This is a genomic window from Aquirufa originis, assembly GCF_042714495.1.
Classification (GTDB): Bacteria; Bacteroidota; Bacteroidia; order Cytophagales; family Spirosomataceae; genus Aquirufa; species Aquirufa originis.
The window spans coordinates 404249-428094 of the sequence record NZ_JBBKXY010000003.1; the positions used below are offsets into that span (position 1 = coordinate 404249).

General features: G+C 39.5%; 22 protein-coding genes. 9 read left to right on the forward strand and 13 right to left on the reverse strand.

Annotated features, from left to right (window positions below):
- The first annotated feature begins 13 nt into the window (after nucleotides 1-13).
- The 3 genes from SKC35_RS10180 (at nucleotide 14) to SKC35_RS10190 (ending at nucleotide 3172) form a co-directional block, all read left to right on the forward strand.
- Entirely contained in the window at nucleotides 14-379 is a 366-nt protein-coding gene (locus tag SKC35_RS10180) for a hypothetical protein (RefSeq protein WP_377979262.1), read from the forward strand.
- 222 nt (nucleotides 380-601) lie between these two features.
- Entirely contained in the window at nucleotides 602-2425 is a 1824-nt protein-coding gene (locus SKC35_RS10185) for a KAP family P-loop NTPase fold protein (RefSeq protein WP_377979263.1), read from the forward strand.
- 9 nt (nucleotides 2426-2434) lie between these two features.
- The gene (locus tag SKC35_RS10190) at nucleotides 2435-3172 is read left to right on the forward strand and encodes a hypothetical protein (RefSeq protein WP_377979264.1); all 738 of its coding nucleotides are present in this window, start codon (nucleotides 2435-2437) and stop codon (nucleotides 3170-3172) included.
- Between the two features lie 75 nt (nucleotides 3173-3247).
- Here SKC35_RS10190 and SKC35_RS10195 read toward each other — a convergent pair whose 3' ends face one another.
- From SKC35_RS10195 to SKC35_RS10210, 4 genes are all read right to left on the reverse strand, one after another.
- Nucleotides 3248-5704 carry a T9SS type A sorting domain-containing protein gene (locus tag SKC35_RS10195; RefSeq protein WP_377979265.1) on the reverse strand — a complete coding sequence of 819 codons (2457 nt, stop codon included), beginning with the start codon at nucleotides 5702-5704 and terminating at the stop codon, nucleotides 3248-3250.
- A gap of 70 nt (nucleotides 5705-5774) precedes the next feature.
- Complete coding sequence (locus SKC35_RS10200; RefSeq protein ID WP_377979266.1) at nucleotides 5775-6476, reverse strand: alpha/beta hydrolase; 702 nt, start codon at nucleotides 6474-6476, stop codon at nucleotides 5775-5777.
- Complete coding sequence (locus tag SKC35_RS10205) at nucleotides 6473-7783, reverse strand: flavin-containing monooxygenase (RefSeq protein WP_377979267.1); 1311 nt, start codon at nucleotides 7781-7783, stop codon at nucleotides 6473-6475. The genes SKC35_RS10200 and SKC35_RS10205 overlap by 4 nt, the downstream gene beginning before the upstream one ends.
- 36 nt (nucleotides 7784-7819) lie before the next feature.
- Entirely contained in the window at nucleotides 7820-8677 is an 858-nt protein-coding gene (locus SKC35_RS10210) for an alpha/beta hydrolase (RefSeq protein ID WP_377979268.1), read from the reverse strand.
- A 202-nt stretch (nucleotides 8678-8879) separates the two neighbouring features.
- Here SKC35_RS10210 and SKC35_RS10215 point away from each other — a divergent pair, with 202 nt between their 5' ends.
- A complete protein-coding gene (locus tag SKC35_RS10215) occupies nucleotides 8880-9233 on the forward strand; it encodes an ACT domain-containing protein (RefSeq protein ID WP_377979269.1) in 354 nt (117 codons plus the stop codon).
- Between the two features lie 34 nt (nucleotides 9234-9267).
- Here SKC35_RS10215 and SKC35_RS10220 read toward each other — a convergent pair whose 3' ends face one another.
- Genes SKC35_RS10220 through SKC35_RS10230 form a run of 3 tightly spaced genes read right to left on the reverse strand, consistent with a single transcriptional unit; the run spans nucleotide 9268 to nucleotide 11996 of the window.
- Nucleotides 9268-10173 (reverse strand): alpha/beta hydrolase, encoded by a 906-nt coding sequence (locus SKC35_RS10220; protein WP_377979270.1) that lies wholly within the window; start codon nucleotides 10171-10173, stop codon nucleotides 9268-9270.
- Nucleotides 10174-10182: 9 nt separating this feature from the next.
- Nucleotides 10183-11496 carry a serine hydrolase domain-containing protein gene (locus SKC35_RS10225; protein WP_377979271.1) on the reverse strand — a complete coding sequence of 438 codons (1314 nt, stop codon included), beginning with the start codon at nucleotides 11494-11496 and terminating at the stop codon, nucleotides 10183-10185.
- Nucleotides 11497-11498: 2 nt separating this feature from the next.
- Nucleotides 11499-11996: an ester cyclase gene (locus tag SKC35_RS10230; protein ID WP_377979272.1), complete on the reverse strand. Its 498-nt coding sequence runs from the start codon at nucleotides 11994-11996 to the stop codon at nucleotides 11499-11501.
- 152 nt (nucleotides 11997-12148) lie between these two features.
- Between SKC35_RS10230 and SKC35_RS10235 the strand changes: the two genes are divergently transcribed.
- The 3 genes from SKC35_RS10235 to SKC35_RS10245 all read left to right on the forward strand — a co-directional run bounded on the left by SKC35_RS10235 (nucleotide 12149) and on the right by SKC35_RS10245 (nucleotide 15327).
- Complete coding sequence (locus SKC35_RS10235; protein WP_377979273.1) at nucleotides 12149-13177, forward strand: alginate lyase family protein; 1029 nt, start codon at nucleotides 12149-12151, stop codon at nucleotides 13175-13177.
- Nucleotides 13178-13267: 90 nt separating this feature from the next.
- Entirely contained in the window at nucleotides 13268-14470 is a 1203-nt protein-coding gene (locus SKC35_RS10240) for a hypothetical protein (protein ID WP_377979274.1), read from the forward strand.
- Nucleotides 14464-15327, forward strand: coding sequence for an EamA family transporter (locus tag SKC35_RS10245; protein WP_377979275.1), 864 nt, complete (start codon nucleotides 14464-14466; stop codon nucleotides 15325-15327). Before SKC35_RS10240 ends, SKC35_RS10245 begins: the two co-directional genes overlap by 7 nt.
- Here SKC35_RS10245 and SKC35_RS10250 read toward each other — a convergent pair.
- The 3 genes from SKC35_RS10250 to SKC35_RS10260 all read right to left on the reverse strand — a co-directional run bounded on the left by SKC35_RS10250 (nucleotide 15324) and on the right by SKC35_RS10260 (nucleotide 19069).
- A complete protein-coding gene (locus tag SKC35_RS10250) occupies nucleotides 15324-15620 on the reverse strand; it encodes a hypothetical protein (RefSeq protein ID WP_377979276.1) in 297 nt (98 codons plus the stop codon). The genes SKC35_RS10245 and SKC35_RS10250 overlap by 4 nt on opposite strands.
- Nucleotides 15621-15710: 90 nt before the next feature.
- Entirely contained in the window at nucleotides 15711-18089 is a 2379-nt protein-coding gene (locus tag SKC35_RS10255) for a zinc-dependent metalloprotease (protein WP_377979277.1), read from the reverse strand.
- A 29-nt stretch (nucleotides 18090-18118) separates the two neighbouring features.
- Nucleotides 18119-19069 carry a phytanoyl-CoA dioxygenase family protein gene (locus SKC35_RS10260; protein WP_377979278.1) on the reverse strand — a complete coding sequence of 317 codons (951 nt, stop codon included), beginning with the start codon at nucleotides 19067-19069 and terminating at the stop codon, nucleotides 18119-18121.
- 116 nt (nucleotides 19070-19185) lie between these two features.
- On the opposite strand from SKC35_RS10260, the gene SKC35_RS10265 reads away from it, so the two are divergent.
- A complete protein-coding gene (locus SKC35_RS10265) occupies nucleotides 19186-20031 on the forward strand; it encodes a helix-turn-helix domain-containing protein (protein ID WP_377979279.1) in 846 nt (281 codons plus the stop codon).
- Here the strand turns inward: SKC35_RS10265 and SKC35_RS10270 are convergent.
- Nucleotides 20023-20979, reverse strand: a complete 957-nt coding sequence (locus SKC35_RS10270) for a Fic family protein (RefSeq protein ID WP_377979280.1) — start codon at nucleotides 20977-20979, stop codon at nucleotides 20023-20025. The two genes, SKC35_RS10265 and SKC35_RS10270, sit on opposite strands and share 9 nt — an antisense overlap.
- An 84-nt stretch (nucleotides 20980-21063) precedes the next feature.
- Nucleotides 21064-21972: a nuclear transport factor 2-like protein gene (locus tag SKC35_RS10275; RefSeq protein ID WP_377979281.1), complete on the reverse strand. Its 909-nt coding sequence runs from the start codon at nucleotides 21970-21972 to the stop codon at nucleotides 21064-21066.
- A gap of 173 nt (nucleotides 21973-22145) precedes the next feature.
- Here SKC35_RS10275 and SKC35_RS10280 point away from each other — a divergent pair, with 173 nt between their 5' ends.
- Nucleotides 22146-22637, forward strand: a complete 492-nt coding sequence (locus SKC35_RS10280) for an ester cyclase (RefSeq protein ID WP_223131307.1) — start codon at nucleotides 22146-22148, stop codon at nucleotides 22635-22637.
- A gap of 18 nt (nucleotides 22638-22655) precedes the next feature.
- Here the strand turns inward: SKC35_RS10280 and SKC35_RS10285 are convergent, their stop codons facing one another.
- On the reverse strand, nucleotides 22656-23837 hold the full coding sequence (locus SKC35_RS10285) for a helix-turn-helix domain-containing protein (RefSeq protein ID WP_377979282.1): 1182 nt from the start codon (nucleotides 23835-23837) through the stop codon (nucleotides 22656-22658).
- Between the last annotated feature and the right edge of the window lie 9 nt (nucleotides 23838-23846).

Genomic DNA, 23846 nt, shown 5'->3' on the forward strand with positions numbered 1-23846 from the left:
TGTTAAAATTAATATGGGAATATTTAGTTCAATCAAAGACCATTTCGATAAAGCTGATTTTTCTATTTCTCCGAATAAGAAACTGAAGACGTTATCGAAAGATTTTAAGGAAGCTTTCGGGCTTTCCTTAGTCTTTTATAAAGGAAATATCATTGCTGAAGAGACTTTGACCTTAGCAGCATTGAATAACAAGTCATCAAATACGATCCTTACGAAGAGTAATGAAGAACTTAAAATACGTGCCAGTATGAAAGTGGGTGTCGTAGAACAATTATTTATGGCAACTTTTGGGGTTACTGTTCAGATAAAAGACAAAGAAGCTTCGAAATTAATTGATAACAAAGTCAGTCTTGGTGATGCAGCAAGGGCGGAAAAATAATCCACTAATATGGAAATTGTAATTTATCTCATAGCATTCCTAGCGTCTTTATTCTCCTTCATAATAACCTGGTCAATCTCTACTTTTTTTATGGCCCCAAGAGATTTTTGGACGAAAAGTGGATTCGTGATTTTTAGTACAAAATTAGGGATGGCCAGCACAGCTGCCTTTTACGTTTTTAGTCTAATTGTCATCTATTTTAATTAAACTACTAGTCCAACTATGGGTCACATTAAATCAAATATTGTCGATAAAGCAATTTCTAGGAAAGAAGAGGATCTGCTAAAAGTTGAAAAGTATAGCATTGCCCTGTCGAATTTTATTTCAAATAGTGACACGCCCATAACTATTGGATTGCAAGGGGAATGGGGAACGGGGAAAACATCTTTAATGGCTCTTTTATATGAAGATTTTAATGAAAGATCCATTGCTTGTTCTTGGGTTAATACGTGGGAGTATAGCATGTTTAGAGGGCCGAATGAAACTACTCCTGGTGTATTAAAAGCAATGATGGAAAAATTAGAACAAACCTGTCGAAGTAGAGGTTTGTGGTCGTTTAAAGATGAAAATGAAAAAAAGTTCAAGAAGGCGACACGTTTTCTAGGGAACATCACGAATCAGTTTATTTCGAATCAGATTGGAGTTGATTTTAAAAATGCATATAATGATAATCACGATGGAAACAATGTTTCGACTATTGAAATTGCAGAAATTAAAGCAACTATTGCGGCACTCATATCAGAATTAATCAGTGATCCCAATGTCCCATTGGATCGTGTTGTATTTTTTGTTGATGACTTAGATCGAATTCCTCCGAGCGATGCAGTTGAAATTTTAGAAGCCCTCAAAAATATTTTTGATATACCTCATTGCATTTTTGTGTTAGCCATAGATTACGATGTAGTGGTTAAAGGATTAGAAAGTAAATTTGGACCTAAAACAGAGGAGAATGAAAGGGAATTTAGGTCATTTTTTGACAAAATAATCCAAGTGCCCTTCTCTATGCCTATAGGAACTTATGACATTGAGAATTTTCTTGTAGAAAAGTTTAACTCGCTCGGAATAGAGGTAAATGTTTCTGATAAAGAATTATTTACCAAAGCAGTTAGATTAAGCATTGGTAGTAATCCTAGAAGTCTCAAACGATATTTAAATTCTTTCAGTTTAATAAATCATTTAAAAGCTATTGAGAAGGAAGAAAGTCAATTGCAAGGAGACGATTTTATGCTTTTTGTATTACTTGGAATTCAAATTTCATACCCCAAAATTTTCAGACTGATAACACAAAAAAACAATTTTTGTGACTGGAATAAATCATTTGCAAGTAAGATTGGAATTGATCTTGATGATGTGAAAGTGAAAATTGCAAAATTTGGTGAGACAGAATTGTTAGATGAAGAATGGGAGCAGGTTGTGTGGGGAGCATGTCAAATGGATTCTTATTTAAAATCAAGAGCTTTCTCCGTTATTGAGCTTTTGAACCTACTTAGAGCAAAGTATAATGATAATTTAGAGGAAGAGTTGGAAAATGCAATCGCCTTTGCCTCAATCACGAGTGTTGATGACAATGTAGAGACGAAATTTGCAGTCCAAAAAATTGGTAACAAGACAGTTTATTCAGGATTAGAAAGTAAAATTTCTCAACTCAAAGAGGAGGGTTTGCCTTCAATCGGACTAGAGAATTATTTAAAATTGTGGTCCCCTCTAAATGAATTCATGTCTGTTAATGAGCGATTTAGGATTTCGTTTGCAAAAACAGGATCTTCATTCAATAATGATTCAAAAGTGGGTAGAGGAAATCAACAACTCATTTACTCAGCAAATCCAAATAAAAAAACCGGTGGAATAACTTTTTGGGTTAAAAATAATTCAGGAAAAACTCAAGAAATGTACGAGAAAATTAAGACTGATTTTAATTTGGTGGACAATGAATTGATTTCAATTAACGAGTCCAATGATCTTATTTTAGATCATAGTTTATTTCCGTTATTGAAGAATAAATACCAAGAGTTATTAAATTTTGTTGTGATTGAAATTATCAAATAATATAAATATATGCTTTCAGTTCATCACAACCATCAAACAATTGACCTATTTTTGAAAAGTCCAACAGATTATTTCTTCGGACGAGCCCCTATGATTTATGATGAATTAAGTCAAAGTGATATCTTGTTCGTAGGAGTAAACCCTTCGTTTATTGATTTAGATAAATCGCTTCATTTCGTTAAAGTCAATTGTGTAAAAAATGACGCTACTGCGTATTTGTCAAAGTTGGATAAGGTTGATTTTGAAGCTCTTTTTTACGATTTAGATTCTGTCAATTCCAACATTAAACTCCTGGGAGATATTCATAAAGTTTTCAGGCAAAATTATCCCTACTTTAAAAAATTCAATCACATTGCTCAGCAGCTTAATGTTAATATTGAGCATATTGATTTATTTCCAGTTCGTGAAACTTCTCAAAAATTAGTCGTCAAATTGTTAAGTCAAAATCAAGATTTCACCAATGCTTGTTTTGATATCTTTCTTTCTGCTTTAAAACAGATTTCACCTAGGGCTATAATTATTGAAAATTCTTTTATACGTGATTTACTGATAAATTCAAGCCATCCCGAAATACGAAATTATTTTCCTAGTTATGATTTTAAGAGTTTTCAATCCAATGAAGTGGGAACTCCCATAAATAAGTATGGTATGGCAGTATATTACACTTCCATGTTGACAGGACAAAGAGCTATTGATTTAGGTAGTTATAATAGACTAATTTGGTCATTGAGTAAATTTTTGAAATAGATAATTAAGAGTCCTATATTGTTCAAATAGTTTAGAACTTAAAATGTGTTTTAATGAGAGAAGCTTCAGCCGATTTTATTGAACCTTACTTATTTTCATCGCCTTTACACCCATATTATCATTTGACTCAATTCTTAGTACATAATTGCCTCCATTCAACTGACTTAGATCGAGGAGTTCGCCATCCGTTACGACTTGTTTTTTGTAGTGAGTAGTACCCATGTTATCCAGTACTTTAACTTGCACTGTTTTGCCAAATTCAACAGGGAAACTCACCTTTAATCGGTTCGAGAAAGGGTTAGGCGCCACTTGTACTCGCCCTAAAATCGTTTCCTCTGTCGCAGTAACCACTAAGTTATAGGGTTTACTGACCTCGCTAGCGCAAGGAGTTATTACCTTAACCGTATAATTTCCACTCTTCGTTGGATTGATTGTCTTCTGTGTTGCATTTTCTATTCTCACCTCATTAAAATACCACTGATTTCCTTCTGAAGCACTCGATGTTAAACCTCCGTTTGCTTCTAAACTGATGCTAGGTATGGGTGGTATAGGGTTGACGACCACGGTTGCTGCCGAACTCAAAGGACTACTACAATCGCCGCTTTGTGCCTTGACTTTATAAGTCCCAGCAGCGTTAGCTGTAAAAGATGCTGTTGTCGCATTTGCGACCGCAGCGCCATTAAAATACCATTGATTATTTGTTCCACTACTGGTTAAAACAACATTGCTTCCTGCACAAAAAGTGAGGGGAGTCGTATTAGCGATCGTAGGAGTAGGTACTGCGGCTAATTTTGTGATGGCCAACGTATCAGTTTTTGTCTCACATCCCAAACTGTCAGTTTTGACAAGTAGAACCTTAAATGACTCAAGGAAGCTTTTTGCCGTAACATTTGAAGAATCTACTTTGGACCCCGAATACCACTTGTATTTATCACCCTTCACGCTATTTATGATAGACAACTTTAAAGTGTCAGATGCGCAAAAAGTAAATTTTGAGGTGTTGAGGATTGGTTTGGTGGCTGATTTGCAAAAGTTTAATTCAACAAGGTCAATGTCTTCATATTCGAAAACATGCATTAATTCAAATACTTTGTCTTTATCAAAATCAACAGGGATTTTAAATCCTCTCGATCTTGGGTAACCAAACTGATCTGCTACTTGGTCGAAAAATCCACTAGAGGTTTTTGAGCCTGAATAGGTGACAAATGTTTTAATAAATTTTTTGCCATTATTTAAGAAAATATTATACCCTTTTGATCCGTTAATTTCCTCATTCCAGCCGTTTTGAGGTACCAAATCAATATCTCCATCATTATCTAAATCGGCTAAGTGAATTCCATTTGCATGGGTATCTGTATAATCATAGTTCAAATCTGAATCAAACCACTGTTTTGATATATCCTTTCCATTTACATCATATACTGCAATTTTAGAAGGTCTCTTGTCTGTAGGTTTCATATTATTCCCCCATTCTAGTGTTATGATTTCAGGATTCAAATCATTATCTAAATCTTTTACATGGGTACCCCAATCATTTACAATTTCAAATGGTCTTTCGATGTTCAGCTCAGCGAGTTTCGTAACATTTTTCCCATCAAAGCTTTTGCTTAAATCAATTTTATTCAGGAATCGCTGAGTAACTCGATAGCAATTTGAATTGTTTGAATCAAATTGATCAAGATATGTTTTTGTACTTAAATCGTAATACTTATCTATTGAAGTTAGAAAAAACCAAATGTTATTAAACACACCAGAATTATATGTGTATGTATATAATTGTTGACTTGAGTTGCTATTGTTGGGAACTGATAAATTGAATTCATTTTTCCATTTCATGTTTTTATCAAATTCATAAGAAATTAGAAGTGTTTTTGAGCCCGAAATAGGTTCAGAGAAAGGAATTTGGCCCTGATTACCGTATATAATTTCAGGAAACCCATTTTTATTAAAATCGAAAACTATCGGGAATTTTTGATTTATGTAGTCAAACTTTGTCCCATGATTAATTACCGTAGTATCTAAAAATTTCTGAACAAAAGATTTTCCAGTATTGAACAAAACAAAGTCAGGAGTGTTATCGCCATCTTTGAAATATGCTTTTGGTTGATTCCCTGGTTTTCCGTGGTAATTTTCTGTATAACAAAATATGTCCATTAAGCCATCATTATTGAAGTCTCCAGACATATTAGACAGAAAACCCCCATCGCCATACGTTAATGTCCTGTAATTTTTATCTTCTACAAAACTGTATTTGCTACTTGTACTTTTATTTAAAAATAAACTTCGAACAGTACTTTTTTCGGGATTTCCAATGGTATGAATGAATAGATCTAGTTTGCCATCATTATTGAAGTCATTAATTTCATGGTACCTATTAAGGTATTTTGGTTCTTTCAAGCTGTCAAGTAGATTTTGATAATCTGGAGCGTATTCGATTACTTTTTTATGTACTTTTTTGACTTGAATTGTTTGACCTAGAAGACCCAATAATGGAATCAGGAATAATGAGATGGTTAAGAAATATTTCTTCATTTCAATCAGTTTATTTGATCGAAATTATTATTTCCTAAGTGGTTTTTTAGGTAAAATTATTAAGCGGTCGTTAACTTATCCAACGGTCAATGGCGCTTGCCGTTCTCTCAAACTCCTCATCGAGCATCAAATCGTGTGAACCCCCTTCAATAATCACAAGTTTAGCGCCATATCGTTTTGCTGTTTGGGTAAACTCGTTCACAGTGATTAATTGATCGTTTGAACCACCTATAACTAAAATAGGTGCTGCAATTTTAAGAGAAATAGGGACAATTAATCCGATGAAAGCAAAGAAGGATTCTGCGCACATCTTTGGGGCAAATTTATCAACTAACCCTAGGTCATTCAGCATCAGTTGTGGATACTTGCGGAATACACCCAAAAGATTCATTTGAAATAAATACGGAATAGCACCCGGAAATTTTGATAATACACGAAGGGTAGCCATCAGCACCCCAGAAGGAGGAACCGAAGACATTAAAATCGCCTTTTTACACCTCCCCGTTTTTAAAAAACGTTGCAGAATCATTCCTCCCATCGAATGACCGATGATGATAGGTGGTTGATCTAATTTTGCTACAGCTTGATGAAGGGCTTGAACATAGTCGTTTACGGAATAGGAAATGCGCTGAGTGCTTCCCGGCGTTTCGTGCCCAGGTAGATTCAGTGCGATGCATTCGTAACCTAGTTCTTGGAAATAGGGGACGAAATTCTCCTCCCAGCACCAAGCGCCGTGACTCATACCGTGCACAAAAACGATTGTTTCTTTCATGAAACTGGAGTTTTGCTCACGTAGTTGTTAGGTAGATGTTTCTTGAGTTGTTTTATGAACAAATGGAAATCCACCGTGATTGTGTGTCGCGGGGTTTTGATTTGATTCAGGTGGGGATGGGTGACTTCTCTTTGGCATAATTCAGCGATGTTTTCTGGTCTTTTCCAAAGTCCCTTAATCGCTCTTGCCGCAATTTTACTCTGCAATTCAGAACCTGGCCAAATACAACCAAGTGGCTGGAACATGCCCACGAAATACAAATTTTCGTATTTCTCGTGCAGCATTTTTAAATACAAAGGCACATCGCCCTCACTGTAATTCAGGAAGTCTTTTCTAAAGAAGGGATGTTCTAAAATATAGCCCGTACAGGCAATGATCGTATCAAATTCCTCCACAGATCCATCTTTGAAATGGACAATTTTGCCCTCAAAATGATCGATATCGGGTTTAGGAAACACTTTGCCATGCCTCACTTTATACAATAATTCCTCATTGATCGTGGGATGGGTAGCCGTGATACTGTGCTCTGGCTCAGGTAGTCCATAATTTTTATTGGATCCGGAGAATATTTTGACGGATAATTCAGACAAGAAAAATTTCAAATTGGTAGGTAACCAGGCTAAGCGCGAAGCGACTACATCGCTCGGTTTCCCAAACAAAAATTTGGGCACAATCCGGTACCCTCTTCTCCAGCTGATACTTGTCTTTTTGCTGACGCGACTCGTTTCTACGGCCACGTCGCAAGCTGAATTTCCCCCACCAATCACTAAAATACGTTGATCGCGAAAAGGTTCTGCTTTTTTGAATTCGTGTGAATGCATGAATTTGCCACTGAATTCCCCAGGATATTGAGGCATTCTAGGTAGCCAATGGTGTCCGTTACAAACGACGAGATGGGTGAATGTTTCTGTTTTTTCGACGCCATTATGCTCCGTTTTTACCACCCAATTCTTCGCTTCGTCTAGCTCACAAGATTTCACTAACGTATTGAATTCAATGTGTGGATACAGATTGAAATGGGCGGCATAGCCTTGAAAATAACGTCTCAGTTGATCGTGAGAAGGATAGTCAGGCATTCCTTTTTCAAAGTCATCGAACGTAAAGTCCTCGTACTGCGATAAGGTTTTTGAACTAATGATGTGCGTCGTCTCAAAAACACTCGAGTGCCCCGTTTTCTCATTATAGACCCAATTACCACCTACTTGGGTATTGAAATCATAACAGACAACCTCCAGGCCTTGATCTAACAGGTTTTTTAAGGCGGTGATTCCGGAAGGTCCAGCACCGATTACGCACACTTTTTGCATGGTTTAGAGAGTCTTTTTTCAAATATAGTAAAAAGACTATTTAATCTTCCTTTCGTATAAGTATCTAATACTTTTGCTGATCATGGCAGGTATCACAGAGGCATGACCTTCATCATCAAAAAGAACAAGTTTAATTTCCATATCTGGATAATGACTCTTGAATAAAGTCGCTATATTTTTCATGTTTTGTATTCCTTCCTCGTCCTCCAGTTGACCATAGGATAAAAATACTTTGACAGGTAGACTTTTGTGTGTGGACGCAAATTCCTTTTCTGCTAAGAGGATATCATTTTTGTTCCAATCCACAAATGAGGGGCTATTGATGCCATAATGGTCAAAAAGTTCAGGCGAATGGAAAAGGACATTCGCGGTGAAGAGGCCCCCAAGTGAATGGCCAGAAAGTCCTCGATGTCCGTTTGTAGCGTACTTTTTTTCAATAAAAGGGATTATTTCATTTTTGATCACATTCAAAAATCGCTTCCCATCGCCTGATTTTAATCCAGGTGCTGGTATGCCCTCCATGATCGAGGTTGTGCTGTCGTAGGCAGGGAATTTTGTGAAGGTTAATTCTGACCATCGCTTCGTAAACCAATCTTTATTCGTTACGGCTGTGCCTTCTATGGTTACCAAAATAAGATCGTCAATCTCTTCGAAAAATTTCAATGTTTTGTGCGTTCCATGTGCAATTTCAGAGGCATAGTAACCGTCTAGTATATAAAGCACCGGGTATTTTTTCTTCGCATCGTACTCTTTGGGTACAGAAACCCCCAGTCGATAGGTCGTTTTATTTAGGGTCGAATAGAGTTCGTAAGAAACAGCGTGGTGATTAATGAGTGGTTTTTGAGCGAAGGCTATTGAACTGATGATGCAACATACTAGGGTGAAAAAACGCATGATTTTTTGTTTAAAATTCGGATTATAAATCGAATAACACAAGTTCAACTTGTTCCCATTTCCGCAAAGGGAACAAGTTCGCGGGACTTCGAAAGATATTCTGGATCTAATTGCTGTTCTTTGGCATATGAAAAAAACACTACTCCTTCTGTTTGTTTGCTTTTTCGCACATGCCCAAAAGCGCAACCTCACCCTTTCCCTCATGCCAGATTCCTACGCGGTTTGCCGTTTAGCTCCTGACTCGAAAGTGCCCGACTGGGCTTATCAAGGTTCGTTCTATTCCATCTCGAAAACAAGTGATGAATTATCCATCGTGGTAGATCAACGTTTTGCTCCTGCTGGAATTAAGAAGGCAGAGAATTGGAAGGGCTTTAAGATCGAGGGTCCATTGGACTTTTCGATAACCGGTATATTAGCCGCTTTGTCGAAGACTTTGGCAGATAATAAAATCCCCTTGTTTTGTGTGAGCACGTTCGATACAGATTACATTCTGGTCGAAAGTAAATACTATGAGCAGGCGAAGAAAGTGCTGGCGATAGAAAATACGATTAAATAAAAAAGGCTCACCGGATGATGGTGAGCCTTTTTTGCTATTTGTCTGCCTTATGGCCCTTTCCCAGTGTTCGATCGACTGGGAGACCATAGAAGAAATAGAGAATTTTGCCGGTTAGGGCACCTATTTCTGATACATGACTTTCATCTTGGAACACATGGTGTTTCACCGTTAGCCCTGGGTAGTTTCTGCTTTTCAATGCGGTAGCTAAATTCAAAGCTCTTTTCTCGAAAAGGTTTTTGCCTTCCAAAGACGATGCAGAAATGAATATTTTTCCTCGTAACGTTTTTTTCGAAGCATAAAATTCTTTCTCTAAACGCATCGTTTCATCGTCATTGACGAATAGGGGAGCGCTGTTGATACCTACTTTGGAGAAATAACCTGGATCTTTAAATAAGACATGGCTAGCAAACAAGGAACTTAACGAGTGCCCCGTTAAACCGCGGTCAGTAGAAGTTTTGTAATTCGCCTCGATGAAAGGGATGACCTCTTTTTTGATCGCATCGTAATACAAAGCGCCATCTCCAGAATGCAATTTCACCGGAGCGCCACGTAATGCCATTGCCACGTGGAAAGAATCCTCATAGGCCACATTGTCAAAACTCAGGATAGGGTAACGTTGAATAATCCATTCCGGAAGACTTATGCGATCGTCACCAATCCCCACGATAATGGCTGGTTCGATTTCTCCAGCCATCATCTTGTGCATTTCGTGCATCAATGGGAAAGAATAAAAGCCATCTAATACATAAAGTACAGGGTATTTTGTATCTGCTTTCGGGTCATATCCCATAGGTACAGAAACGGAAACCCGAATGTTGCTTTTGATGAATTTAGAGGGAATATCATAGGCCACAGAGCCGTGAAGCGTTGCTGGTTGTGCCGTTTGGGCAGTTGCTTGTAGAGCAACGAGAGCGAATAAAAGAGTGAATAGTTTTTTCATGATTTTGTTTTATTTAGCAATACTTCCCCAAACGAGGTGTCTGAATTTTTCATTAAAACGGGTAGGCTCTGGAGCAAGCTGGAAGAAAATCAAAGCAAACATATCTTCCTTTCTATCGATCCAAAACTGGGTCCCAAAATAGCCTTTCCAGAAGTAAGATCCCGCCGAAATCGTTTCAAACTTCGCTTGCTCTTCTGGATAGACATAAACAGTAACGCCTGCCTTGAATTGAGAACGTCCGGTTACTCCTAAAGCAACTCCATCTTTAGTGGCTACGTCGAATAATGGTTTTTCAATCATTTCCACCGTCTTTTTGCTCAAAATGCGTGCGCCGTCAAGTTCCCCATAGTTCAATAACATTTGGAAGAAACGCGCATAATCATCCACATTACTGATGATATCTGTTCCACCCATGGCTAAAGGCGTATTGGTATTTTTATAATAATCCATCGTCATCTCAGTAGAAAAACCTAGCAGTTTTTTCCCTACTTCGTCCGTGTAAACACTCTTTTTACCTGTTTTATCTTGTGTATACACTTGAGCCATATTTTTCCATTCATTGGATGGAACGCCCACAAATGTGCGAGACATTTTTAATGGGGCAAAAATCTCTTGACGTAAAAAGTCTGCAAAAGTGCGGCCATCCAGCACCTCAATGACGCGACCGAGTACCTCAAAGTTCATACCATAGTTCCAGCTTTCTCCTGGTTCGTGCACTAAAGGTAATTTGGCGGTAGTTTGAGCGATATCTGCTAAAGTTAATTTCGTATTCGCTTTAGGAAAGGCGATCGTCACTTTCGCGTTTAAATATCCTTCACGTCCCAAATTGGAAAATGGGGGATAAGCAATCCCAGATGTGTGCGTGAAAATATGCTTCATCAGAATCTTGTTCTTCGCAGGACGTGTGATGAATTTGTGCGCTAGCGTGTCGTATCCCACTAAAATCTGCATGTTGGCGAATTCTGGAAGGATAGTTTCTAATGGAGTATCCATCGTAAAAAGCCCGCGCTCGAATAATTTCAAGCCAGCCACTCCAGTGATGATTTTAGTCATGCTGGCCATTCTAAACAAATGATCCGTGCGCATAGACTCGCCTGTTTCTAGGTTTGCTTTGCCAAAGGCTTTTTTATACACCACTTTCCCATGGCGAACCACCATGCCGATGGACCCGGGGATGATTTGCTTTTCGCTTTGGGAGGCTAAAAAAGTCTCTATACGTTGTAATCCTTCTTTCGATAATCCGGCTTGAATCGGATCACCAGTGGGTAAGTTTTGCGCGAAGGCATTGAGCGCGAGGAATAATAATAGAATCAGTTTTTTCATGGTTATTTGACTAAGAAATGGCCTAATTGTTGATTATAAGATAAGTTGTCATCGAAATCTTGTTCTTCGATTATTTTTCCATCTTTCATTTTGACTAAGGTAACACCAGATAAGTCCATCGGTTTTCCTGTGGCGGTATGTGTTCCTTTAAAATTCCAGTGTTTCACGAGTTTATCTCCATGTCCCCAAACATCGATGAACGTAAATTTGATATTAGAAAAAGTGGTTAGATAGTAATTGAAAGATTTTTTAAAACCCTCAATACCTTTTGATCTGATATTTTCTTTTTGGCCTATTAAAACAACATCCGTAGAAAAATTTTGCTCGTTCACTTGATCGATATCCCGCTGGTTAAAGATTTTATCCCAGGTAGCTGTATACATTTTGATGTTGTCCGCCACGTGTTTTTCTGCGTTAACTAGGTCTTCGCATTCTTTTTTGTTTTGGGCATTAGCTGTCATTGCAAGGCAGGTGACGAAAAGTAAGAGTATTTTTTTCATTTTGGGTGAGTTTTGGTTATGACCAAAAATACCATTTTAGTAATTGTCTGCTTGGATTAAAATTTTTACTTTGTTCCCTTTTGCGCAAAAGGGAACAAGTGATTTTGATTAGATATAAATTATTCGTGTCTTTAATAGATAAAATTCAATCAATGAAAAATGGATTACTTGTTGTTCTAACCATTTGGGCATCAACTGTTTTTGCACAATCCTCACTTGTACAAAAAGCGGATATTTTACTGCAAAATGCCCGTGTCTATTCCGTCATGGATAAACGCCAAATTCCCCCCAGCGGAGACAAGCACGATTACATGAGTCAAGGCCCTTATTGGTGGCCGGATACGACGAAAAAAGAGGGTAAGCCCTACATTCGACGTGATGGCGTTCGAAATCCGGAGATTGATTTGATTTCAGATTCGGAAGAGATGGATTTAATGACGGACGATGTCGTTTTGTTGACCAAAGCCTTTGAACAAACAAAAGACGAAAAATATGCTCGCTTTGCTTCGCGATTAATGGAAGCTTGGTTTTTAGATCCAGCTACGCGTCAGACTCCACACTTGAATTTTGGACAAGGCATTCCCGGCATCAACACAGGCCGTGGAATTGGAATCATCGAAACCCGTTTATTATATAAAATTACGGATGCTGCTACGCGATTGCGTGCTTCGAAGACTTGGACATCTGAAAAACACGCCGCCTTGAAAGCCTGGTTTAGCGATTATTTGACCTGGCTTTTAGAAAGTCCTATCGGATTAGATGAGGCAGATGAACACAATAATCACGGCACTTATTTTGATGTGCAAGTGGTGAATTATGCCTTGTTTGTAGGCAAGAATGACCTAGCTAAAAAACAGCTCAGATTCACTAAAAAACGCATCGAATCTCAAATCAAGCCAGACGGATCACAACCCTTCGAAATAGCTCGGACTAAATCATTGGGCTATTGCGTGATGAACCTGACTGGTTTTTTCCTGTTAGCGGATTTGGCAGATAAAATAAAGGTGGATCTTTGGCACTATGAAAGTCCTTCAGGGGCTAGTTTAGGGAAGGCATTCGCCTATTTAAGGCCCTATTTAATCCATGAAAAAATGTGGCCTCATCAGCAGATTGGGCCTTTTGATGAGAAGGAAGGTCAAGAACTTGTTAATAGGGCGAATGTTCAACATTTGTCCAAATGAGTCCAAATAGATTCATTTCAACGTTCGTTGAAATTCCAAATTTGGCTTGAATGAATTTAATCGTATATTTCGTGGTATCTGTTCTAAAATATGCCCGCATCTGTACCTATCAGTTTTCACGAAAAAAAGTGGTTGATTAAAATCATCCAAGAAGTCTATGGTATACAGGTAATAGATGCCTATTCTTGCCAAAAACTAAGTGAGGAGCTGGAGAAAAAAGGAAAAATTTCCATTTCATACAATACCTTGAGGAGACTTTTTGGCATAATCAAAGGACCTACGAATGCCTCTCGATTCACCTTAGATAGCCTCTCTAGAGGAATGGGCTACTCGGATTTTACCGCCTTTCAGCAGGCGGTGAATCAATTTGAAAAAGATTTTTTCAACGAAATGCTCATTTTAAATCGCCTTGGAAATCGAAAAGATGATCAGATTATTTTAGGAATTGTTCAGCAATTTCAGATGAAGACCTGGGATGAGGTGTACCAGTTTAAATCGATCATTGACCTTTGTTTAGAAGTCAAAAATTTCGATTTGTTAACGCAGATATTCGAACTCCCGTTTGATACGAATAGCGAGGATGTAACTTGGCGACTCTACGTGTCCTTTCAATCCATCTACGTACAAAGTTGCCAAAACAACGAAGCAGTCATCAACTATGTCGCTGGCTTATTGAAGACGAATGAACTGGCACAGCGAATCCTATTGCAACTATTTGTAGAGGAGGATTGCTTACAAGGTTATTATGGTAAATGGCTCTTAGCTACTTCAGAGGATTTAGTAGAGGATATGCCGGTATTTAAAAATCTGATGTTATGCCAGTTAGCCTTCGAGCTACAGGACATACCTGGTGCTAAACGGCATTTAGCGTTGAGTAAAAATGCTTTCCAGGAGGGAATGCACCCTAATTTAAAAGGTCGAATAGCTGCCTGGGATTATATCTTAGAATCAAAATCAGAAACGGCTCATCAATTTTTTAATGGATTGCAGGACTTCTCGTCTAAACTTTCTTTTTTGGTCTTTTTCTATCGATTATTGGAAGTGTATCAGCAGGATTTAAGTGTTTTTGATTTTATTGAGGGATTTGAAGTGGACGATTTATTGATTAATTTTTCGTTTCCAGAGAAGCATAATCTCAATAAAATGTATTTGTTAAAAGCCCGGTATTTTATCCTGAAAGGCAATAAAGTGCAGGCGCGCTCAGCGATGAGTCAAATCAATCTGCTGTACATTTATAGTTGTGATAAAGGCTGGGTAAATCAGCAAGTAGCCATTATAGAAGCAGGATGTTAGGTTTTTTGTATATTCTTTTCAGTTCGGCTTTTTATGGCTTTAGCAATGCCTATTGGAAAAAAGCGATTCAGGACGCCCCCTTTTTGCAAGTCATTTTTAGTAGAGGCTTGTATACCACTTCGTTTTTTGGTCTTTGTTATTTTGCTGATTTTCAGTGGGGTATTTTCACACCTTGGTTAGGTGAGCGCCCAGTATTTACGGCCGTGGAACTGGCGATGAGTAGCGGTTTGTGCTTTTTTAGTTCGTTTGGCCTGTATTTTTTTGTCCGCTCCTTGAAAACGGAAGAAGTCTCTCTAGTAGCCCCTATTTCATCGATTAACTTATTCGGTATATTGACCGCAGTCTTATTTTTAGGAGAGGCATGGGGAATTGCCTATTCGATTGCATCTATTTGCGTCGTGGGAGGTGTTTTTTTACTCTTCCAAAGTGATTGGCATTTTAGTTCGATAAGCTCTTTTTTGAAGGCTTTGGGAGGGAGTATTTTGGCTTCCTTCTTTTGGGGTGTATCCTATGCCCTATTTAAGTATCCTGTCGCCTGGCTCGGGGTAATCCCGTTTTCCTTTCTGCTAGAATTGTGTGTGACCCTCTGTGTAGGAGTTTTTCTTCTTTTCCAAAAGCAAAAATGGCAGCAAATCCCACAGGCTCCCATCCGCATTTTGGCATTATGCATTATGCTGGGCTCTATTTTATTAAATATAGCCTATAAAACAGCTTCGATTACGCAAATCATCTTTGTCAGTAAATCACAACTTGTTCTTACGATGATTTTTGGCCAAATCCTTTACCGCGAAAAATTAAAGGCCTTAAAATTACTGGGGATTGCTTTGTTGCTTTTATCGATTTATATAGTGGTTTAAAGCATCATCGCCAAATAACTCTTAAACCCAAAAGCTTCCTTAGGTCGTAAATGCCGAAGCGAACAAAAACGATTTTTCGTGAGGGCGATGAAGGTGTCCGTTAGAACGAGATTTTCGATGTTCCGAACTTGAACGACATCATGAACAGGGAAGGTGTTTACTAGCTTTTTCCAACGAAATAATCGGAGGGAATACACCTCGATCATCCCATTTCGGACGCTAATTTCGCGACCTTCTTTTCCCATTAATAAAACGTAAAAAGGACTTTTGCAGAGATAGTGTTTTGTTTCCATAGCGTTTTAATTTCTATGGAATAAAGCTACGCTAACCGCAGGATACATCCTTTGGCCAAATGGGGCCAAATGTGTTCAAACGAGTACAGCCTATTCGAAACAATCCATCCCAATCGGCGCTCCATCCGGAATCGCGGGCGTCTGCATCGGTTTCCAATCCGCTGGATTCGCTTTGAATTGATCGATTGTTTGAACAAGATAGCTTGCGAAAGCGCCTGACTTTTTGCTGTACAGGAATCGAATTCCTTTCACTGACTCAGCGACTTCTGCTGCCGCTAAAGGCGATATAGAAGGCGCATTTAACACATTCAATAAAGAAGAAACCACTTTGAAGTTGATGGTCTCTTGAGTGGCTTGCAAATAGGGATCGGTGTGTGCCGTGTAAAGAGTCGCATTTAATAAGGTACTCAAGGTCTCAGAAACGCCTAATTGCTGCGCATTCACCGCTTTATTTCCGGCTAATCGCGATAAGCGGTCTGGGTGCAATAAGAAGTCCAAGGTAAAATCTGCAGCAGATTCTACTGCGCCCATCGGATCGAAGGTGATGCCGGTCTTGCCTTTAAACGATTCGCGCGTCCGGTCATTGTTGAAAGCGCGTGGAGGGAAGAGTGCTAATTTATCCTTAGGAATCGCTAGTGTGCGCGCGTCCAAAGTCTGGGTCACCGCTTTTAAAGCTTGTGTTTGTAAGGCAATTGAAGCTGGCTCTAAAACTAATTCCTTTCCTCCTCTCACCGCATAATTGTATTCAGAACCGCCTATAATTTTCGTAGTCGCTTCTGTTTGGTAGCGGTGCAAGAAATACAAGGGAACGAAGACGTCTTCTAGGTGAGAATAGGTTTCGTTCGGGCGTATGTTGTGAACGGCGAAATTAGCTATTGCTTTTTTTCGAACTTGCAAAATGTGATCTAGTTCGTCTACAATCGTTTTTCCATTGTCCCAAAGGTGTGCATAAATGTGTGCCCCACCCGGGTTACGGGCATCGGAGTCGGTGATGAAGCGAAGGCCTTTGGCATATGCTTTATCTATCACTTGATTTAATTCAGCAGTCGTTTTGTGATCACCATAAGCGTAATCAACCGATACTTTGTCCCAATCTCCAATTTTCGTATCATAGGCGTGGCTGAAATCCATTTGATCCCCTTTGAAATCAATCTGTGGATGAGGATAATCCATGACGCTCGAATTCTCCCGTGCACTCGCTGCATAATTATGGGCAAAACCAAGCGTATGGCCTATTTCATGCGCCGCCAGTTGTCTGATCCGGGCCAAAGACATCGCCATCATAGGCCCATTCGCAGATCCGTCAGTCGCAAATGGCGCGTTCATTAACGCCTGTGCGATCAAGAAATCTTGGCGGATTCTAAGGCTCCCTAAACTTACATGACCTTTCATAATTTCCCCCGTTCTTGGGTCTGTAATCGATGCGCCGTAACTCCATCCCCGTGTAGAACGGTGCACCCATTGGATGACGTGGTAGCGTACATCCATCGGGTCCGCGTCCTCTGGTAGTAATTTGACTTGGAATGCGTCTTTATATCCGATAGCCTCGAATGCCTGGTTCCACCAGCGACCACCCTCCATTAAAGCAGAGCGGACCGGTTCTGGGGTGCCATTGTCTAAGTAATAAATGATGGGTTTAACTGCCTCGCTGACTGCTGCTTTAGGGCCTTTTTTCTCCAACCGATGGCGCGTAATCCACTGCTTTAATACCACCTCATTCACTGGGGATGAATAATCTTGGAAAGAGATCGCGTTTGCTCCTGAACGTGGATCAAACAAGCGCGGTTCGTACTTATTGTCCGGTAATTCGATAAAAGAATGGTGTTCCACCACCGTCACGTAATCCGCATTTGGTACTACGGAGCGCACTTCTGCCCCTGTTCCATTGCCTGCAAAAGTCAGGCGCGCCTCGAATTCCGTGTTTTTAGGGAATGATTTAGTGCGGTCTAAGGCCAAAGAGCTTTTGGACTTATCTAAACTATACGACCCTTGCTTTGCCTGCGTTAAGCGCTTTAATACGCCATGTGCGTCTTGCATCAGGAAATCAGTTATGTCGATTAAATAGGCTCCATCCGAAGCGCTTTCGATTTTAAAACCATATAACACGGACTTAGCGAAAGCTTGTTGCACGGATAATTTCTCCAAAGCATTGCTCGTATTTGCCCGGTATAGGGTATTCGGCTGAACTAAGAATATTTTGTTTCCTTGTTTTTCAAAGAAGACCACTTGCTCGTTTCCTAGTTGTCCGCGGTCTAATCCGAGGTCATTATTTCCCACGCCTTGCGCTAGGGAATAGGTATATAAAAACTCCTCATTCAGCTTTTTGACTTCTAAAAAGATCTTGTCATTCGACTCATCGTAGTAGAAGTTGAAATAACCCGTGTGGGCTTTCATGGATTTTACTTTCTCAGCGATTTGCGCGGTGGTGCTAAAGCTGATTAAGGCGAAAAGAAGGAGCAGTTTTTTCATGCTCTAATGTAAGAATTATTTTGCTGTTTTTACCAGCGATCTAAACCTAGAATCTTTTTACCTAGTTCATTTAGGCTAGCTGTTTCGTATTTTGTTTGTTCCCATTTGCGCGGATCACCTGGAAAGGCATAGCCTTCAGGAGCAATGCGATCTCGCCACGAGTTTACGCGCCAATCCCGCAATGAATCGTTATCTTCCTCCGCTGGCATCATCGAGATATATTGGGCACAGCGTACTTTGTCGCTATTATTCGCTCGGATTCCGTGAGGTTGCAAACTATTGAAAATCAAGAGGTCTCCTGCTTCTAATTTGACTTTAGTAGGGGTAAAGCCGGTCGTATCAGGTAGGAAGCGATTGCGGTCCTCTGGTTGTGTTAATTTCCACGTATTGTAGTTGCGGAATAATTCTGGAATACATTGGAAGCCTCCCATATTCTCGTCTAATTGATCTGCTAAGGCCAAAACTCCTTGGACGTTTACCGGCTTCGTCTCCGGATCGTAATCCCAGTGAATAAAAGCTTTGTATTCGTGTCCTGGACGAATAGGAAAATTCAAATTCGCGCGATCGATGGTCACCCACAATTTCTCCGTCCCCCAAATATCAGCAAAGGCATCATAGACCCGCTGTTCCGAGCGATTATCCCATTGCAATTGGCTATTATAACATTCCACCATTCCCGTGTTCGCCAGCTCTTTCATCTTCATTTCAGCCCGTGGCGCCGTATACCAAGTGGAGGAATCATTCGGATCTTTCTCTTCAAATTCATACAAGAATGCCGCAGTCTTCAAAGCTTGTTCTCTAGGAACCGCCTGCTTAATCACGACATAGCCATTGTGTTTCCAAAACGCCCAATCCTCTTCGCTTAATACACGAAGTGGCTCGCCATTCGAACGATCGTTTAATTTAACCGCACTGCTCTTTGCAGTGGAGGGATTGCCGGGAATATCGTAGTGGCCGTTGTTTGGGATGTCTGTTTTCATAGGTGATTAATTTATAGGCCAAAGGTAGAGTTCATGAAGTACCTTTTTTTCTGCTCTATTGATAATTATTTGCACTGTATTGATATTTTATTTTCGTATTTACCTATTTTAGGCAAATGAAATTGAATTTAGAGCAAATTCTGCCGGATAGTGATAGTTCGTTTAGGTTCCTGTTGACCCCTAAATTGAATGAAGTTTTCTATTGGCATTTCCACCCTGAAATCGAATTGGTGTATGTAGAGGCAGATAAAGGAATTCGCCACATTGGAGAACATATCTCGACTTATGAAGGATGTGATTTGGCCTTAATCGGATCCTATATTCCCCACTTGAATTTTGATTATGGCGTAAAGGCAACGGTGGAGACGGTCGTGATTCAGTTTCCGGAGACCTATTTTGAAGGTGGATTGGTTCGAATTCCAGAATTAAAAAAGGTCGTAGATCTGATGGAACGGGCGAAAACGGGATTGGCTTTTACGGGTGAAACGAAGCGGATTGCCGGTGTACGGTTGAAAAAATTGGAACATTTAGATCGATTTCATCAGTTTATGGAGTTGATGAGCATCTTCCATTTTTTGGCAGAATCAGACGAATATGTGGACCTCGATGTTCGCCCCATTTCCAGCCAAACCATCCTCAAACAACAAGAACGGATGCACCGCATCCATCAATTCGTCGAAGCAAATTTCCAAAAAACCATCGACACCCAGCAAATCGCGAACGAAGTCAACCTTTCTCTTTCGGCCTTTTGCCGTTATTTTAAGAAAACGACGAAACTAACTTACACCGATTTCGTGAATCAATACCGCGTCCAATACGCGAAGAAACTCTTGATTCAAGACAAGAATGTGACCGAAACCTGCTTCGAATCCGGCTTCGAAAGTCTTTCCTATTTCAACCGGATCTTCAAGAAATGGACAGGGGAGTCTCCGTCGAGTTTCAGGAAACAGCGGTTAAAATAAGACGCGATAGCGTGTGGCATTTCTTTCTCCATAGGTGGAAAACAACTGAAGAGATACTCCCTTTTTCAAATCTCTACTAGCCGTAGCCGTTGATAGATTTTTAAAAACGCGCTGGTAATCTTTGCGGGAGAAGTCCTTCATTCCTATAAAAATAAAGTATTCTATGCGTTCCGTCTCAGATAGAACCACGTTAGTCGTATTTAATAATTGTGCTAAGGATTTGTCCAAAACCCCTAACATATATTCAATAAACGGAGTGGATTGTCCACAAGCGTCACTTTGGGCGAGTGCTAGGTAATAGTCGGTTTGAGAGGAAGCTATAATCGTTTCAAAAGGCAAGAACTCGAAAATAGGATGCGATTTAGATAAGATGACAGATTGCCAAAATCTCCCCATCCGACCATTCCCATCTATAAAAGGATGAATAAACTCGAATTCATAATGAAATACACAGCTTTTAATCAGCAGTGGATCAGGATCATTTGAAACAAAGTCAAAAAGGTCGTTCATTAGAAACGGAACACGATCTGCAGGCGGAGCAATATGTGTAAGGGTTTTTCCTTTAGTGATTCCCACGGATCTATTGCGGTATTCCCCCGGATTTGTCACCAGACCTTGCATTAAAATACGATGTGCGCTTAAAAGTGAATCGCTTTTTACCGGGTTAAACTCGTTCCAACGCTCATATAAAGCAAGCGCATTTTGGACTTCTTTTTGATCTCTTTCAAAACCAATTAATACTTTACCTTCGTCGATTGCTTGTACCTGTGATTCACTCAGCGAATTACCCTCGATGCCTAGGGTCGCCTGAATCGTTTTTATTCGATTCTCCTTCCTCAATTTAGGAGATTGTTTGTCCAAATAATGTGCGGAGGCTTCCCCTATCTTCTGGGAAATCGAAACCACTAAATTCAGTATGGAGGCGGTAATAGTATAGGGCGGCTTCATGATAGTATCATATGATACTATCAAAGGTAAAATAAAAGGCCGAAGAACAATGTCCTTCGGCCTCTTTAAAATTGTCATTTAGGATTATTTTCTCCCTTGAGAATATTGATCAATACCAGAAATTTTTCCGTTTAAATCAAATTGGAAAATTTCAACTAACGATTTGTTCCAAACAGAACCATCCTTAGAAACACGCTTCTCTGTAGAAGTTACAAATACACCTGAAACTGGATCCGTATAGGCGATCTTAACAGGAATAATGCTTGTAAATTTCCAGTCTAGTGAAGTATAACCTTCCATCATTTGGCTAAGGTCTTTTTTCGTCAACTCTAATTTGTTGCCATCAAAGTCAGTGATTTTTACCTTTTCAGCGAAGAATGTTAAAACTGTTGCTACATCCATCGCATTATAGGCTTTGTTGAATTTCTCCATAGCTTCAATCTCACCGCGATTTGAGAATTGGAATGCTCTGCCATTTACCTCATTATTAGGATCAGCTGTGATAAATTTTCCACCTGAAGTTTGACCATATTCATTGGTTTTGGGAATTGAACCATATTGTGTGAAACTCGAAATTTTTCCGTCTTTGTTAAATCTGAATAACTCAAACAAGTTAAGTGTTTCCTTAGAACCATTGTTAGCTACCCGTGTTTCTACCGATTGCAACATCACGATTTCTTCGTTTGAACCAGGTACCTTAACCGGTAAAATAGCCATAGGCACATCCTCTACGGTTTTAATGTAAGCAATGGATTTTTTCGTCATTTCTTCTCTTTTCTTTGCCATTTCTGGGGTGTAAAAAGAAAGTTCTTTTTCTCCATCTTTTGAATTGTAAGCTTTGACGAAGTCTAACAAAATTTGGCTGTTTTTCTCAGAACCAAATTGGAAACTCTTGCCAGCATCTGGACCAGAGAAGATTTTACCTGCTGTCGTTTGTGCCGAGACACTGAATGTCGATGCGATGATCGCACCTGCTAGAACAAATTTTTTCATTGATATTAATTTTTTGATTAGGTCAGCAAGTACGGCGGAAAAAAGGGTCTGTGGAAAGAAAAGGAGAATGTATTTGTTCCCAAATGCGCAAAAGGGAACAAATTCGCTCATCCTAAATGAGCATTAGCGGGGGAGATGTACTAGGTTTGGCAAACATTAAAAAACTAATAACAATGAAAAAAATTATTCTATCTCTTTGTGTGGCGGCAGGATTATTCTCTTGCACGTCAGAGGCGGATCAAAATGCCATTGTAGGCAAGGCTAACGTAGCTTATTACGGGCGTGTTTGGGAAGTGGCGATCAATGAAGGTCGCACCAATATCTTGGACTCAGCTTATGTAGAGGATGCGGTATTGCATACTGTACCTGAAGTAAAAGGCAAAGCGAATTGCAAAGCCTATTACGAAAACTTTGTAACTGGTTTCACGGAGCGTCAATTTATCGTGAAAGAAATCTTTGCGGATGGCGACAAATTAGTGAAGTACTGGCAGTTCAAAGGAAAGCACACGGGTAACTTCTTTGGCATTCCTGCAACAGGAAAATCGGTAGACGTAATTGGTTGCACGATCGTTAAAATGAAGGACGGAAAAATTGCTGAAGAGCAAGATTTTATGGACAACATGGTATTGATGACTCAATTAGGTCTATTGCCGGCAAGTAAATAAGTGGATAAAGGCGGGGGCTTAGGCTCCTGCCTTTTCTTTGATATATACAGAAGGGGTTACTCCTTTGCGCGCCTTGAAGGCATCGATAAATTTCGAACGCGAGACGAAACCAGCATCAGTAGAAATCGCTTCGATTGTGATCTTCTTCGCATTTCCCTCCTCTATTAATTGACACGCATACTCAATGCGCAAGTCATTCTTCCATTCTCCAAAGGTCTTTTCCATCTCCTTATTAAAGTAATTCGACAGGAATCGCTCTGGCATTTTTAGATCAAAGGACATCTGCGATAAAGAGAAGTCTTTTTTTACGAAGGGATGTGAGGCTAAATAACCCTCTAATTCCCTTTCAAAGGCATAAAAGCTACTGGATTTCTTGGCTAAACTAGACTTAATTTCTTGCAAGATCGTGCCGGCGATGAGTTCCACTTCGTAGGAAACGTTACCGTAGAGGATTTTGGGGAATAAAAACAAAATGAAGTTTTGGACAAAAAAACCACCTCCACAGATCGCAAAGAAACGAGCCTCACTGAAAATGATATTTGATGGGATGCCAAAAATCGCATAGTTATGAGCATAGATGGTAATCATGTGGCCTAAACTATTCGAGGCAATCACTAATTGTAAAAAAACGAGTGAGAAAATCCATTTCTGTATCAAGCGATGATTCGATGGCAATGAGCCATATTTTGTCATTAAATGTTTCTTATTCCACAGGAAATAAATGATCGATGCAAAGCAATAGAGAATTAAATGGATCGAGCGGCCGTATAATATTTGCTCAAAAGTGACCCATTGGAAATTCAAATTATAATCTTCTGTGATATTCACAATCTCGTGAGCCATCGCCGTCTTTGTCGCTAAGGGCAAAGTCGTGAAAGGTAAGGTGGCTAATCCCGTAAAAATCGCCGGAATCAAATGTATTAAATCAGACAAATGAAGTTGCTTATCTTCCGAAACGGTGTGTTTGACATAAAAAAACAAAGCAGGGCCGAGCAAGAAGGAGAGTGGTAGAAAATGGACGAAACAGATGCCCTCCCAAAACTCGATTTTACTATAATGCAACCCAAAATACACCATCAATACCGAATTACAGCACAAGAAAAACAAGGCCAAAAACGTATTAGATCTATTCAATGAACTTAGGTAGTACAAGAGAATAAAGGAGGTGAATATGCCGAATAGTGGTGCTAGTATTGCCAAAACCTGATG

What these genes read in the sequence shown, in the direction of transcription:
- SKC35_RS10240 (WP_377979274.1), top strand. Translation starts at nt 13,268, where the DNA reads ATGCCCGCATCTGTACCTATCAGTTTTCACGAAAAAAAGTGGTTGATT.
- SKC35_RS10215 (WP_377979269.1), top strand. Translation starts at nt 8,880, where the DNA reads ATGCCAGATTCCTACGCGGTTTGCCGTTTAGCTCCTGACTCGAAAGTG.
- SKC35_RS10250 (WP_377979276.1), bottom strand. Translation starts at nt 15,620, where the DNA reads ATGGAAACAAAACACTATCTCTGCAAAAGTCCTTTTTACGTTTTATTA.
- SKC35_RS10190 (WP_377979264.1), top strand. Translation starts at nt 2,435, where the DNA reads ATGCTTTCAGTTCATCACAACCATCAAACAATTGACCTATTTTTGAAA.
- SKC35_RS10210 (WP_377979268.1), bottom strand. Translation starts at nt 8,677, where the DNA reads ATGCGTTTTTTCACCCTAGTATGTTGCATCATCAGTTCAATAGCCTTC.
- SKC35_RS10265 (WP_377979279.1), top strand. Translation starts at nt 19,186, where the DNA reads ATGAAATTGAATTTAGAGCAAATTCTGCCGGATAGTGATAGTTCGTTT.
- SKC35_RS10195 (WP_377979265.1), bottom strand. Translation starts at nt 5,704, where the DNA reads ATGAAGAAATATTTCTTAACCATCTCATTATTCCTGATTCCATTATTG.
- SKC35_RS10230 (WP_377979272.1), bottom strand. Translation starts at nt 11,996, where the DNA reads ATGAAAAAAATACTCTTACTTTTCGTCACCTGCCTTGCAATGACAGCT.
- SKC35_RS10220 (WP_377979270.1), bottom strand. Translation starts at nt 10,173, where the DNA reads ATGAAAAAACTATTCACTCTTTTATTCGCTCTCGTTGCTCTACAAGCA.
- SKC35_RS10185 (WP_377979263.1), top strand. Translation starts at nt 602, where the DNA reads ATGGGTCACATTAAATCAAATATTGTCGATAAAGCAATTTCTAGGAAA.
- SKC35_RS10225 (WP_377979271.1), bottom strand. Translation starts at nt 11,496, where the DNA reads ATGAAAAAACTGATTCTATTATTATTCCTCGCGCTCAATGCCTTCGCG.
- SKC35_RS10260 (WP_377979278.1), bottom strand. Translation starts at nt 19,069, where the DNA reads ATGAAAACAGACATCCCAAACAACGGCCACTACGATATTCCCGGCAAT.
- SKC35_RS10275 (WP_377979281.1), bottom strand. Translation starts at nt 21,972, where the DNA reads ATGAAAAAATTTGTTCTAGCAGGTGCGATCATCGCATCGACATTCAGT.
- SKC35_RS10180 (WP_377979262.1), top strand. Translation starts at nt 14, where the DNA reads ATGGGAATATTTAGTTCAATCAAAGACCATTTCGATAAAGCTGATTTT.
- SKC35_RS10245 (WP_377979275.1), top strand. Translation starts at nt 14,464, where the DNA reads ATGTTAGGTTTTTTGTATATTCTTTTCAGTTCGGCTTTTTATGGCTTT.
- SKC35_RS10255 (WP_377979277.1), bottom strand. Translation starts at nt 18,089, where the DNA reads ATGAAAAAACTGCTCCTTCTTTTCGCCTTAATCAGCTTTAGCACCACC.
- SKC35_RS10205 (WP_377979267.1), bottom strand. Translation starts at nt 7,783, where the DNA reads ATGCAAAAAGTGTGCGTAATCGGTGCTGGACCTTCCGGAATCACCGCC.
- SKC35_RS10280 (WP_223131307.1), top strand. Translation starts at nt 22,146, where the DNA reads ATGAAAAAAATTATTCTATCTCTTTGTGTGGCGGCAGGATTATTCTCT.
- SKC35_RS10270 (WP_377979280.1), bottom strand. Translation starts at nt 20,979, where the DNA reads ATGAAGCCGCCCTATACTATTACCGCCTCCATACTGAATTTAGTGGTT.
- SKC35_RS10235 (WP_377979273.1), top strand. Translation starts at nt 12,149, where the DNA reads ATGAAAAATGGATTACTTGTTGTTCTAACCATTTGGGCATCAACTGTT.
- SKC35_RS10200 (WP_377979266.1), bottom strand. Translation starts at nt 6,476, where the DNA reads ATGAAAGAAACAATCGTTTTTGTGCACGGTATGAGTCACGGCGCTTGG.